At 58.6% G+C, this 12442-nt stretch carries 12 protein-coding genes; 11 read left to right on the top strand and 1 reads right to left on the bottom strand.

Going from position 1 to position 12442, the window contains the following annotated elements; genetic code table 11:
* From CAL13_RS08860 to CAL13_RS08885, 6 genes are read left to right on the top strand one after another with little or no spacing between them, the layout of a single operon-like run.
* Positions 1-369 carry a DUF3168 domain-containing protein gene (locus CAL13_RS08860; protein WP_232467796.1) on the top strand — a complete coding sequence of 123 codons (369 nt, stop codon included), beginning with the start codon at positions 1-3 and terminating at the stop codon, positions 367-369.
* A gap of 59 nt (positions 370-428) precedes the next feature.
* The gene (locus CAL13_RS08865; protein WP_086072133.1) at positions 429-896 is read left to right on the top strand and encodes a phage tail tube protein; all 468 of its coding nucleotides are present in this window, start codon (positions 429-431) and stop codon (positions 894-896) included.
* Between the two features lie 3 nt (positions 897-899).
* Positions 900-1277, top strand: coding sequence for a hypothetical protein (locus CAL13_RS08870; RefSeq protein WP_086072134.1), 378 nt, complete (start codon positions 900-902; stop codon positions 1275-1277).
* A 17-nt stretch (positions 1278-1294) separates the two neighbouring features.
* The gene (locus tag CAL13_RS08875; protein ID WP_086072135.1) at positions 1295-1504 is read left to right on the top strand and encodes a hypothetical protein; all 210 of its coding nucleotides are present in this window, start codon (positions 1295-1297) and stop codon (positions 1502-1504) included.
* Between the two features lie 9 nt (positions 1505-1513).
* The gene (locus CAL13_RS08880) at positions 1514-3661 is read left to right on the top strand and encodes a phage tail length tape measure family protein (protein WP_086072136.1); all 2148 of its coding nucleotides are present in this window, start codon (positions 1514-1516) and stop codon (positions 3659-3661) included.
* The gene (locus CAL13_RS08885; RefSeq protein WP_086056599.1) at positions 3661-4011 is read left to right on the top strand and encodes a hypothetical protein; all 351 of its coding nucleotides are present in this window, start codon (positions 3661-3663) and stop codon (positions 4009-4011) included. The genes CAL13_RS08880 and CAL13_RS08885 overlap by 1 nt, the downstream gene beginning before the upstream one ends.
* 59 nt (positions 4012-4070) lie before the next feature.
* On the opposite strand, the gene tnpB is transcribed toward CAL13_RS08885, so the two are convergent.
* Positions 4071-5204, bottom strand: a complete 1134-nt coding sequence (gene tnpB / locus CAL13_RS08890; protein ID WP_086072137.1) for an IS200/IS605 family element RNA-guided endonuclease TnpB — start codon at positions 5202-5204, stop codon at positions 4071-4073.
* Between the two features lie 125 nt (positions 5205-5329).
* On the opposite strand from tnpB, the gene CAL13_RS08895 reads away from it, so the two are divergent.
* From CAL13_RS08895 to CAL13_RS08920, 5 genes are all read left to right on the top strand, one after another.
* Positions 5330-5806: a DUF1833 family protein gene (locus CAL13_RS08895; RefSeq protein WP_086072138.1), complete on the top strand. Its 477-nt coding sequence runs from the start codon at positions 5330-5332 to the stop codon at positions 5804-5806.
* 76 nt (positions 5807-5882) lie between these two features.
* The gene (locus tag CAL13_RS08900) at positions 5883-6482 is read left to right on the top strand and encodes a hypothetical protein (protein ID WP_086072139.1); all 600 of its coding nucleotides are present in this window, start codon (positions 5883-5885) and stop codon (positions 6480-6482) included.
* A gap of 436 nt (positions 6483-6918) precedes the next feature.
* Complete coding sequence (locus tag CAL13_RS08910) at positions 6919-10836, top strand: host specificity factor TipJ family phage tail protein (RefSeq protein WP_232467797.1); 3918 nt, start codon at positions 6919-6921, stop codon at positions 10834-10836.
* A 408-nt stretch (positions 10837-11244) separates the two neighbouring features.
* Positions 11245-11481, top strand: a complete 237-nt coding sequence (locus tag CAL13_RS08915) for a hypothetical protein (RefSeq protein ID WP_086072141.1) — start codon at positions 11245-11247, stop codon at positions 11479-11481.
* A gap of 355 nt (positions 11482-11836) precedes the next feature.
* Positions 11837-12409 carry a DUF4376 domain-containing protein gene (locus tag CAL13_RS08920; protein WP_157664832.1) on the top strand — a complete coding sequence of 191 codons (573 nt, stop codon included), beginning with the start codon at positions 11837-11839 and terminating at the stop codon, positions 12407-12409.
* Positions 12410-12442: the final 33 nt, after the last annotated feature.

Here is a 12442-nt window from a genome sequence, read left to right on the forward strand (position 1 = left end):
ATGAGCATTCTCCCGCCTGTTTTCCGGCTGCTCGCCGTACCTACAGTGAGCGCCATTGTCGGAGCGGACCCTGTACGCATCTATCGGCACGGGTCCGCGCCCCAGGACGTTCAGAAGCCATACATTACGTGGTTCTCCGTCGATGCTCAGCCCTATGACCAGCTCAGCGGGCCGCCTTGCGGGGACTTCGATACAGTACAGATCGACTGCTGGTCGATGGACGACGAGCAGGTGGAAGCGCTGGCAACCGCCGTCCGGGACGCCTTGGATGCAGGTGGCATCGCCAACCGGCTTGTCATCGATCAGCGAGAAACCGACACGAAGCTTTTCCGCATCGCCATACAAGCCGATTTCATACGCAGCAGATAACTTTCACCTTTTCCATCCGGCCCGCCTTGTTGAGCGGGCCTTTTTATTGGAGCTTCAAAATGCCGATCAAGTCTCAGGGCACCGAGCTTTTCTATGTCAAACCCGGCGATACGCCGACCCTGGTCAAGCTGCATTGCCCCACCGGCATCACCGGCCTGGGCGGCGCCGCGGATCAGATCGAGACGACTTGCTTGTCCGATACCGACGATAAGCAGTACACGCGTGGCCTGGGGAACCCTGGCCAAGTCTCTGCGCCGGTCAACTTCGACCCCCAGCAGGTCAGCCATCAGGACATGTTTGCCCTTAAGGCGTCGGGCGAAACCCTCCAATGGATCATCGCTCTGTCCGATGGCACGGCGGCACCTACGCTTACGGGAAGCACGATTACGCCGCCCACCGACCGTACGAGCATCCAGTTCAGCGCCTACATCGCCGATTGGGCGCTGGATATCGCCGCAAACGACATCGTGAAGGGCACGCTCACCCTGCAGCGTTCCGGATCCGTAACCCTGACCCCGAAGGCGTAATCAATGCTGGATAAGTCTCTCTTCGCCAGCGCGGAAGTTCAGGAGCGCGAAGTCACCTTGCCGGACGGTGGGAAGCACAAGCTGTACTTCAGGGAAGCGTCTGCCGTTGACTTTCGGAAGTTCGTCTTCGCCCAGCGCTCCGAGGATGAAGATCGGCAAGCGGCCAGCATTTCGCAGCTCATTGCCGCCTGTGTCTGTGAGCCGGATGGCAAGCCTGCATTGACCGTCGAGCAGGCAAGCCGGCTAAAGCCAGCGGCTGCGAACGCCATCTTTTCGATCATCATGGAAATGGCACAGCCCCCGGAGGGAAACGGCTCGCGGCTGGAGGCGAAGATTGGTTCTGGCACGTCCTCGCCCTCCGACTCGGCGGCCGAACAATAGCCGAGTGGCAGGCAGCAATGAGCCAAGCGGAGTTCGCATCCTGGCTCGAGTTCTACAACCGGTATCCCTTTGACGACATGCACACGATCCACAGGCCGGCCGCCCTGATCGCCCAAAGCATGCGTGGAGGGGAGATCGGGCCGCTCATTGACTGGCTGCAGCCGCGTGACACTGAGTTTACGGACGCGGACCGCAAGACCCTTGCGGCGTTCGGGTTCAAATCGTAAGGACGGATAATGGCAACTGCCGGATCGATCGTTTTGGATCTCCTGCTGCGCACGGGTAGCTTCGAGACTGATGCCCAACGTGCGTCCAAAGCCGCCGAAAAGAACTTCAAGGCGATGCAGAAGCAGGCAGAGGCCAGCGCGGCCGCGATCACGAGGGCTTTCACGGGAATTTTCGCGGGTGCGCTGTTTGGGATCAGCGCTGGGAGCGTCTTCGGAAAGTTCATCGAAGAGACAAAGAACGCGCAGAACGAGCAGGCTCAATTGGCCGCCGTCCTCAAGTCCACCGGCCAGGCAGCGGGGTTCACGATTGCCAAGCTAAACCAGATGGCAAGCGACTTGTCATCCCAAAGCGTTTTCAGCGAAGGAGATATAAACCGGGCGCAAACCCGGCTGCTCTCGTACACAGGGATCGTAGGAGAAACGTTCCCGCGGGCGATGCAAGCCGTCATCGACACCGCTCAGCGCATGGGGATGACGGTGGAGCAGGCCGCGGAGACGGTTGGGCGGGCGCTGGATATTCCAAGCCAAGGCCTTTCCTCGCTCTCGAAGCAGGGCTTCCGCTTCACCGACGAGCAGAAGCAGCTCGTTGAGCAGCTGGAGAGGACCGGGAAGACTGCGCAAGCTCAGGCGGTCGTCCTTGAAGCCCTCGAATCGTCTTACGGTGGGGCTGCTGCTGCCGCCCGAGAAACGCTCGCAGGGGCTCTCCAGGCGTTGCAGAACCAGATCGACGACTTAATGACTGGGGAAGATGGGTCAGTCGATGGCCTCACTCGGTCTATCAACAGTCTTACAGAAACGTTAGGGTCCGACGATACCAAGCAGGCATTTGCGAACTTTACCTCGTGGCTTGCCGATATGGCACGTCAGGTTGTGACTGCGGCTGGCGTGATCAACTCATCGTCTCTGTGGGGCTGGCTGCAGGTTGGGGGTGACGAGCAGGACAACCCAGATCGCGCTATCGCGGAACTTGACGAGAAGATCGCCAAGCTGCAGCAGCTGCGGGAAGACCTGGACCCCGGAAAATCGTTCACCAATAAGGTGAATGATGTGCTCTTTGGCGACGTCGCAGACCTGGACAGGCAAATTGCAGCGGCTCAGTCTAAACGCGCCGCGTTGCTGGTGTATCAGAGAAACGCGCCGAATCCCTATGCTGGCGTGGGAGAGACCGGCGCCGGCACGGTGACTATGCCGACGGTTCACACAACCGCCAGTGCTCCGGGAAAGGGCAACGCAGGAGTCGATCAGGGGCAAAAGCTCATCGACCAACTGCAGAAGCAGATCGCCCTGACCGGCGAATTGACGGAGCGCCAGAAGCTACAGATCCAGATCCAGCAGGGGTACGTCTCGTTCCAGACGCAGAGCCAGCAGGATCAAGCCCTTGCGCTGGCCGATACCCTGGACTTCATCAAAGAGCAGAACGACGCCTACGAGCAGACGCAAAAGACGCTTCAGGATCTGTCCAAGGTCGATCAGGACACCACTGACCAAATGGGGCAGTTCGCCATCCAGGCTGCTCGAAACATTCAGGACAGTTTGGGTGACGGGTTGTATGACTTGCTGACGGGCAATTTTGACAACATCGGCAAGAGTTGGGCAAACACGATCCTAAAGATGGTGGCCGACGCCCAAGCCGCGCAACTCGGCAAGGCGCTGTTTGGAGACTACGACAAGTCCGGCCAGATCGGCGGGTTGATCGGCAAGGCGTTTGGATCGCTGTTCGGTGGCCCGTCCATCAGCCCGAACCAGACTGGTAGCTTGGCGGGGATCACCAACGTAGGGCCTGCCACCGGGAGTTTCGATGGTCTGAGCTACACCGGCTTTGCGGATGGTGGCTATACCGGCCCAGGCGGGCGGAACGACGTCGCGGGGGTCGTGCATGCTGGCGAATACGTCATCAATGCGGACGCTACACGCAAGCTGGGCTTGGGTTTCCTGAACCGCCTGAACGGTTACGCGAACGGCGGTTATGTGGGCAACCCGCCCCCTGCCTCTGGTGGCCCTAATGTGCAGGTGAATCTGACGAATCAAAGCAGCGCAAACATTGAGGCGACGCAGAGCAGCGCTCGCTTTGACGGAGAGCGATACATCATTAATGTCCTTTTGAAGGACAAGATGAAGAACGGCCCGGTGAGCCGCGCGTTTGCAGGAGGGCGGTGATGGCAGTGCCTGACTTCCCTCCCTATGCGTGCATCCAACTTGACGGGTACAGCGAATCGGCCGATTTTGGCGTGATTCGGTCGGAAATGGACGGGCTGGCGAAGCAGCGCCCGCGGTGGTCCAAACCCATCGTGACGCGTACCGTCAAGGTGAAAGTGGGCGATAGGGCGAACAAGTTAGCTTTTGACGCTTTCGTAAGAAATGACTTGGCGGGCGGATCTGGCTGGTTCAATTTCACGGACCCGGTGGATGGGGTGACGAAGCAGGGCCGGTTGGTAAGCGGAACGGTCCAGTGGAGCACGCCCGGCCGAATTTGGTTCTTCAACGCACAAATTGAGAGCATAGGTTGACATCCTCCCCGCCCTGAAGGGCGGGGATTCCCACTTCACCGAAGCCAGCCAATGCGCACTTACATGCACACAGGACTTACAGCTTCTCCATGGGCTGACACCGCCAGTCCGGCGGCCAAAACATTGCGGGCGGCGTTTATGTCACGGTCGTGGATTGATCCACATTCCGGACATACCCACTCACGCACGCTGAGCGGCATCTTTGGCATGGTGTATCCACAATCAAAGCAACGCTTTGACGACGGATACCACCTGTCGATGCCTATCAATTCACGCCCGTACCAGCGGGCCTTGTATTCCAGTTGCCGAACGAATTCAGACCAGCTTGCATCGCTGATAGCCTTCGATAGGCAACGGTTCTTCTGCATGTTCGACACGGACAAGCTCTCAATGGCGATCACTTGGTTCTCGTTTATCAGCCTGGTTGATAGCTTGTGCAGGAAGTCCCTGCGAGCGTCCGCGATCTTCGCATGCACACGTGCAACTTTGAGCTTTGACTTCTCTCGGCGGTTCGATCCTTTGGTCTTTTTGGCGAGCCGCCGCTGTAGCTTCGCCAGCTTCTTTTCGTACCTGCGGAACGTGTTTGGTGCAGCGACCTTCTCGCCAGTAGAAAGGATGGCGAAGTGAGTAAGTCCAAGATCAACGCCAACCTTTCCATTCGAGGCGGGCTTCTTGGCGACCACATCGTCGCAAAGCAGGCTCACGAAGTACCGCCCGGCGGAGTCCTTGCTGACCGTCACGGTTGTGACCTTGGCGGCCTTCGGTATCTGGCGCGACCATCGAACGGCCAGCGGTTCGCTCATCTTCGCCAGCTTGAGCGACCTACCATCCCACTTGAACGCGCTTGTCGTGTACTCCGCCGATTGAGGTCCATTCTTCCGATTGAATTGCGGGTAGCTGGCGCGCTTGGCAAAGAAGTTGGCGAATGCGGATTGCAAGTGGCGAAGCGACTGCTGGACAGGGACGCTGGACACTTCGTTGAGCCAAGCGTATTCGGGCTGCTTTTTGAGCGCCGTAAGTGCCGCAGAAGTTTCGTGGTATCCGATGCGCTCCTGCCGCTGCATCCATGCATCCGTCCGAAGACGAAGCATGTAGTTGTAAGCAAAGCGAGCGCAGCCGAACGTCTTGGCAAGAATCATTTCTTGCTCAGACGTCGGATAGAACCTGAACTTGTACGCTCGCTTGATTTCCATTCACACATTATACTTGATCTGTGTAAAGATAGCCAGCTAAACGGAGGATGTGAGAGGAAGGGGCACGCTTCGCGTGCCGCGCTATCCCTCCCCGGCATGAATGCCGGGGTCTCGCGCGCAGAACGATGAGCCGCCAGTTTTCCGCCAATGGCCGGCGCCAGCTCCTAGCTACGAGTGCCGACGAAAACCTCCTTGTGTGTCTGGAGATCAGCCATCCTGACCTCTCGATTCCGATCCGGGTCGTCCGAGACACCCAGGATCTAGTAGCGCGCGGGAACGTGTACACCGCCTGCCCGTTCGATATCACGCTGCCTGACGACATCGAAGGGCAAATCCCCCAGGCGACGATTCAAGTCGATAACGTTGGGCGAGAGCTAACGGAATGGCTGGAGTACAGCCGCGGCGGGCAGGGGGCGAAATGCCGAATCATCACCCTGTTTCGGTCCGACCCCGACGTGTTCGAGACGGACATGACGCTGGATCTCACCGGGATGAAAATCGACAACCTGAAGGTGTCTGGAAACCTAGGGTTCATCAACACGTTGGGGCAGGTCGCGGTGGTTAAGACGTTCACCCCTAAGACGGCTCCTGGGCTATGGTGAGGTTCACCGATGCCAAAACTGAACATGGCGGAAAAAAGTTGGACGTGGTAAATATGCCGGCGTTCTGGGAGGGCATATGCGATTGATCTTTGTTGCAGTCCTGGCCATTGTCTTGAGCGGATGCGCCAGCAAACATCCGCCTCTGAGCCGGGAAGAATTTTTGAAGGTGAGCCAGCGGGTGTACGACGGGAAGACGCCGGAGCAGGTTTTTGCGGCTGCTGAGAAGTTGTTCCGCCTTGCTGACGGGAATGACTTCACTTACACCTATTCTCAGGACGGGATGACGGCGCAGCGGCAATGGTCTTTCTATTTCGTCTTGGCTGCTGGGTTCGGCGCGGACACTTGGACCATAAAGACCTCCCAGGATGGCGTAGCGACTAAGGTATCCGTTGACGTTTCCACAACGTCAAGCCAAGCACTCGGGCCAACGTTGGTAGGGAACTACAGTGGAACTTCCCTCTACGACCTGTTTTGGTCTCGCCTCGACTACTTACTCGGCCAATCCAATCATTGGATGACGTGCGAGGAATCCAATCAACGGATCAAGGATGGGGTCGTGTGGGGCTCAAATGACCCTTTATGCGATAGCGTTACGGTCAACGATGATGTGCCGGAAGAACTTCGGGGGGTCTTGGTGAAGCAGAAGCCCTCACGACCGAATCCCAATCCAACGTAGAAGTATTCAAACGATGCTTATAGCCACCTCTAGGGTGGCTTTTTTTATGCCTGGGAAAAATGCACTGGTCTGATCGATACGTCGGCTTGCCATACATACCGGAGTCAGGGGACTGTGCCGCGCTGGCTGCCCGGGTGGCTAGTGAAGTGCTGCGCATTGATTGCGCATTGCCGACCGCTCACGCTACGACGCTGCGCGACCAAGCGAAACAGATCATGGATTGCCGCGACTCGTTGGCGATACGAGTCGCCCATCCCGTAGATGCCCATCCGGCCTTGTTCGTCGGTCGGGGTAGGACATGCCATATCGGGGTGGTGTGCGTCATCGATTCCCAAGTGTGGGTTCTGCATGCAGACCAAGGTGCGGGGTTCGTAGTTCGTGAGCGCCTTCAATCCATGACGCAGCCCCATCGTTTCCGCCTGGAAGGGTTCTACAAATGGCTGTGAGCGACCTGCCGTCTCTGGTCAGTATCCCGCATCCATTGGTTGCTGACGAGCGGGCTCTATGTTTCGCTGAATTTCTGCCTCGAGAGACGTTGCGGGCATACATCGAGCGTACAGGCGTCGTGGTGGCGAAAGGCCCCGTGGCGGTCTGGCACAACGGCTACCGCGTCCCAGACGATCTTTGGGACCGACTCATCCCGCGCAGGGGCGACCAGATCATTATCAGGGCCCGCGCACAGGGCGGTGGTGGCGGTAATAAAGTGCTGCGCACTGTGGCTCTGGTGGTGGTAGCCATCGCGTCAGCGGGCGCGGCGTCAGCAGCGTCTACCGCCGCACTCTCGGCAGGAGCATCGACCGCCGGCGCGACCGCAGTGGGCGCCGCCGTGTCGGCGGCGGTAATGATCGGCGGCTCTATCCTAGTCAACGCTTTGATCCCCCTGCCTAAGCCAAATCTGGCGACCACAGCGGATGGTAGCGTCGATAACTCCCCGAGCTATCAAATCCAGGCATCGCGCAATACCGCCCGGCAGTGGGAGCCCATGATGTTGGTCATGGGCGGACCAATCAAGGTTGTGCCCGACCTTGGGAGTAACCCGTCTACCAGCTACGTTGGCGATGATCAGTACCTGTCTCAAATTTTCCATTTCGGGCTGCAGACCGATCTGGTGATCGACGATGTGCGCATCGGGGATACGCCGATCTTCGATTTCCAGGGCGTGCAGATGGAGCGGTCCGGGCCGGACGGTGTGATCACACTCGCCCCGGATAACGTCGATACCATCCAAGGGTTCGATCTGAATCAACCTGACGGGTGGAACAGCAGGACGACGCCGGTTGACACCAACTACTTCGAGATCGAAGTGGCCACGGTGTGCTATAGCCTGGACACCATGACCGGCAAGTTCCTGCCGCGGACGGTCGAGTTCCAGATCGAGTATCGGAACGTCAACAGCGAAACATGGACCCCGTTGGGGTCGTACACGGATCCGGTCTACGCGACCCACTATTGGGCGCTTGGCGTCTATGAGGTACCGAACTACGACAGCTCAACGATCGCCGACGCCACATGGCACCAAGTGGCGTACGGATCGCTCAATCCCAACGATCATGTGAACGGGGAGAGGTACCAAGTATGTGAGTCCTGGGGCGGTGGCGACTACGGGACGGTTATCTCGTGCAAGACCTACGAGTGGAGGTGGCTGCCGCACCCTTTCCAACTCGGCAGGCCCTGGCAGGGAATCGCGCCTGACCCTCTGATCCAGTATGTCACGACCGAGGGCAACCGTCTCACCGGCGACTCGAACAAGCCGGTCCGGCAAACGTACTCGGCGTCTGTCCCGCTGGGGCAATACGAGATCCGCGTTCGCAAGATCTCGGAAGACCTAAACACCAACACCGATTCAAACGTCACTTCCGTTACCCAGATCAGGGCCTATCAGTACACGCCGACCGATTACAGCGATCAAGTCAGGCTCGCCGTACGCATTCGCGCGACTTCGCAGCTCAATGGGCCGATTGATGAGTTGTCGGCAACATGCTGGGCGATGTGCAACCAGTGGGACGGGACGAAATGGGTATACGGGCCTACGCGTAACCCGGCATGGTGGTTCCTATGGTTTGCGCTCGGCAAGCGAAACTCCGCCGGGGAGAAGGTATACGGCGCCTGCATCCCGGAATCGCAGATCGATATCGAGAGCATCAAGGCGTGGGCTGCCTACTGCGATCTGATGGGGTGGAAGTTCGATTACATCCTCGCCCAGAAGATGAGCGCGCATGATGTGCTGACGTTGATAGCCAGGGCGGGACAGGCTTCCTACACGTGGCAGTCGGGCAAGCTCGGGGTTATATGGGACGCAGCGAACCAACCTGTCGTGGCGATGATTGGCCCGTACAACATCAAGGCGGGGACGTTCGAGGTCAGCTATGTCGATGGGACTGTTGACGAGATCATTGGAAACTTCATCAACAAGGACCGGAACTGGCAAGCAGACCAGGTGAGGGTGCGTGTGCCAGGCGCACCGATCCTCAACAACCCGCAGACTTTCGATTTGGAGGGGATCGTAGACGCGGGGGTGGCGGGGCGAGTGGTCAACCTGCTGGCAGCCAGCCAAAACTTCCATCGCCGCCGGGTCACGTGGGAAATGGATATTGAGGGATACATTGCCACCCGCGGCGATGTGGTGCAGCTGTCTCATGATCTGACAGTTTGGGGGTACGCGGGACGGCTGGTAGGCGGGAACAGATCTGTCCTGGTTCTGGACAGGACGGTGCCGATCAACGGGACGGGGTTTTTCCAGCTGCGAGGGCCGGGTAACCAGATGGTCATGTTGTCGGTCTCAGGCATCGGTGATACGGACACCTTAACCATTCTTAACCCTGCTGCACTTACGTCCTTCCCAATGCCGGGAGACCAAGGCTATGAGGATGTGCCAGCCTTGGACTGGGCTTGGCAGTTTGACCTACTTCAGACCCCGGGACGCAGGCTAAAAATCGTCTCTGTGCAGCCGACCAACGACGATGGCGTGCGATTTGAGGCGGTGGACGATTCTATTGACTACTACAACTCAATAAACAACCCCTTCATCTACGCGCCGCCGCGTGACGGGGCCTTGCTTCGTGGTGTTGTGCTCGCCCTGGCGTTCGAAGAGACGATCCTTAACGTCAAGTCCGATGTGATCGAACTTCGATTGGATTGGGTTGTTTCGGCTACTTCAAAGGTTAGGATCGACTATCAGGTCAACGGGGTAGCTTTTCCATCCGTAAGCACATCGGACCGATATTTCACTCTGCAGGCCCACACGGGAGATTCCGTGAGCGTGACCGTAACGCCCGTTGGCGTTACTGGACTTGGGATCGCAAAATCTGGGACCTGGACCATAGTAGGTCTTGCCGCGCCGCTTCCGCCAGTGACTGGGTTAACCAACGTTTTCCGTGATGGTTTGACTTGGCTGTCTTGGATGCGTGTTGATGATATCCGGGAGCCGTCATATGAGATACGCCTCGGACCGACTCAGACGAATGCTCGCGTGATTGGCGTTACGGAATCGCTAGAGTCGCTGGCAGTCGGTAACGGCCTCTATTGGGTCTTCGCGCGATTCACCCTCTCGAATGGCGCTGTCATTTACGGGCCTCCTGACAGCATTCTGATCGCCGGTGCGACGCTAGTCCGCAATGTACTCGTCGCTCAAGATGAGGCCCCGAAGTGGGACGGAACCCTCTCTGACGGGGCGTATGTCTATGACGGAAAGCTGACCCTGGCACCGCAAGGTGACATCCTGGGCTTGGCCGATGTGCTCGCGGAGCAGGACATCCTTTGGTACGGCGGTCCAGCGTCGAGCGGCATCTACACCAATGCGGAGGCGGAGCAGGTCGATATCGGGTACGTGACTCCGGTGAGAGTCGATTTTGATATCGAAGTGGAAGCACGGAACATCACGGCTGACATCATGATCGTGCCTGACATTTTCGCGGTCGCCGACGTTCTAAACGGGTCGGACCTGCTGAAGATTACGGTCACGCCCCAGATCCGGACCGCTGTTGTTGAGGGAGACTGGACGGAATGGCGGAACTATGTTCCGGGGCTCGTCAACGCGCGCTATTTCGATGCGCGGGTGCTGATTGCCACATCGGACCCTCTCATCATTCCTTTCGTAAGCAAGTTCGAATGGACGATTGACGTGCCAGATCTGCTGCAGCGCGCGGAGGGGGTGGCCATTCCGGTAGGCGGGATGCGTATCACCTACGCCAAAAGGTTCCATGCAGTGCCGAACGTGCAGGTCACGATTCTCGACGCTCTGAATGGTGACCGCGCTGTGTTGATCGACTCGGACGATGAAGGGTTCGACATTGAAGTCATAAACGGCTCTACCTCGGTGGAGAGGAAAATCAACTGGATATCTCAGGGATTCTAAGCATGCAAGATCGATCGCAGATTTCAACGACGCCCCCTTTGCCTGGGCCCGACCTTGTGGCGGGGATAAATGCGGCTCTGGGCACGATTGCCACGGATTTTGCGGGGGGGAATGACCCAGCGAACATCGCTGGTCCCTATATGACATGGGCCGATACCGCCAATGGATTAATCAAGCGTCGGAACGCTACCAACACGGCTTGGGTCACCGTGGGGGAGCTGTATCAGCCCAGCCAGCCGATATTCTCAGCGGCGTTGATTCCTACATCTGACCGCGGCCCGATCACGGTAGTTGGCATCGGCCCGATGGAGTGGGACAACTCGCTCAACATGTACATCCCTATCAGGATAAAAAACTTCCGAACGATAGCCACGAACACCAGCGTTCTTATCCCTTCGACGCGAATTTTTGTTCAAGGATGTGGCGGTGGAGGCGGCGGCGGTGGAGGCGCAGGATTTGTTGGCCTTCAGGCTCAGCTTCATGGAGGCGGTGGTGGCGCTGGGCAGTCAACCCTATGGGTCCCTGTTGCGACGACTCCTCAGGAGGTCTTGGACGTCCAAATTGGAGCTGGCGGTAGTGCTGGATCGGGAGGCGCAGTTGGAGGTGCCGGCGGGGCAGGCGGAAATGGAGGTCCCACCCGCCTGATGCGAGGGGCAACCGCCCTTGTGAATCTGGATTTCGGTCGCGGCGGCGGCGGTGCCCTCGCCGGTGGCCCGGCGCCTGGGGGCGTCGGGTACCCCGCCGGGCAGTGGGGCCAGGGATGTCAAGAGGTTTCCACGTCCAGTTCCTTGTGGCTTTCTGCGGGGAGTGGCGCTAGCTCTCTATTTGGAATTGGTGCCTTGGGGCCCACGGCATTGAGTGAGGGGGCCAACGGAACAGCCGGAACGGGCTACGGCAGCGGGGGCAGCGGTGGGTGTTCTCCCGTATCAAATTCAGGTGCTGCCGGCGGAGCTGGTGGCCAAGGGCGGCCTGGAGTTCTCATGATTGCATGGTGAAAAAGATGACGAAACGAGTTTTGTATTCCACTGCCAACGGCGCGATTCTTCAATGGCAAGACACCGCCTTGTTCAACTACGCCGATCCTGCAGAGGGCATGGCTGTTGCTGCGGTATCGGACGACCAATGGGATTCGCAAGCAAGCTTTTTATCGGTCAAGAGCGGCGCCCTGTCTAGCGACGAGCCCGAATACCCGGCGCCGCCGCTTGAGTCTGTCAAGCAAACCCAGGCCGAGAGAATTACGGAAGCATGCTTGCGTGCCATCGATTCGGGCTTCGACTACGGCGGGCACCGCTATGATTCCGATCTCGTCAGCCGGACGAACATCATCGGCACGGCCACTGGAGTGCAGGCTGGCATACCGCTACCCGCAGGCTTCACATGGCGCACGTCCGACAACGAGAACGTCCCTCTCGACGGCCCTGGCGTCATCGCGCTCGGTGCTGCGCTCCTGCAGCACGTCAACCAGCAGTACGCGCTTTCCTGGCAGTTGAAGGCACAGATTGAGGCGGCCACGACGGCAGAAGAAGTAGCGGCCATAAGTTGGCCGCCCGGCGACTCGCCCACGCAACCATGACAACCCGCCACGAGCGGGTTTTTTTACGCCTGG

The sequence above is a fragment of the Bordetella genomosp. 9 genome (genome assembly GCF_002119725.1).
Classification (GTDB): domain Bacteria; phylum Pseudomonadota; class Gammaproteobacteria; order Burkholderiales; family Burkholderiaceae_B; genus Bordetella_C.

Excerpts from the sequence above, each read along its gene's own strand:
- CAL13_RS08860 (WP_232467796.1), top strand. The coding sequence starts at position 1 with ATGAGCATTCTCCCGCCTGTTTTCCGGCTGCTCGCCGTACCTACAGTG.
- CAL13_RS08865 (WP_086072133.1), top strand. The coding sequence starts at position 429 with ATGCCGATCAAGTCTCAGGGCACCGAGCTTTTCTATGTCAAACCCGGC.
- CAL13_RS08870 (WP_086072134.1), top strand. The coding sequence starts at position 900 with ATGCTGGATAAGTCTCTCTTCGCCAGCGCGGAAGTTCAGGAGCGCGAA.
- CAL13_RS08875 (WP_086072135.1), top strand. The coding sequence starts at position 1,295 with ATGAGCCAAGCGGAGTTCGCATCCTGGCTCGAGTTCTACAACCGGTAT.
- CAL13_RS08880 (WP_086072136.1), top strand. The coding sequence starts at position 1,514 with ATGGCAACTGCCGGATCGATCGTTTTGGATCTCCTGCTGCGCACGGGT.
- CAL13_RS08885 (WP_086056599.1), top strand. The coding sequence starts at position 3,661 with ATGGCAGTGCCTGACTTCCCTCCCTATGCGTGCATCCAACTTGACGGG.
- tnpB (WP_086072137.1), bottom strand. The coding sequence starts at position 5,204 with ATGGAAATCAAGCGAGCGTACAAGTTCAGGTTCTATCCGACGTCTGAG.
- CAL13_RS08895 (WP_086072138.1), top strand. The coding sequence starts at position 5,330 with ATGAGCCGCCAGTTTTCCGCCAATGGCCGGCGCCAGCTCCTAGCTACG.
- CAL13_RS08900 (WP_086072139.1), top strand. The coding sequence starts at position 5,883 with ATGCGATTGATCTTTGTTGCAGTCCTGGCCATTGTCTTGAGCGGATGC.
- CAL13_RS08910 (WP_232467797.1), top strand. The coding sequence starts at position 6,919 with ATGGCTGTGAGCGACCTGCCGTCTCTGGTCAGTATCCCGCATCCATTG.
- CAL13_RS08920 (WP_157664832.1), top strand. The coding sequence starts at position 11,837 with ATGACGAAACGAGTTTTGTATTCCACTGCCAACGGCGCGATTCTTCAA.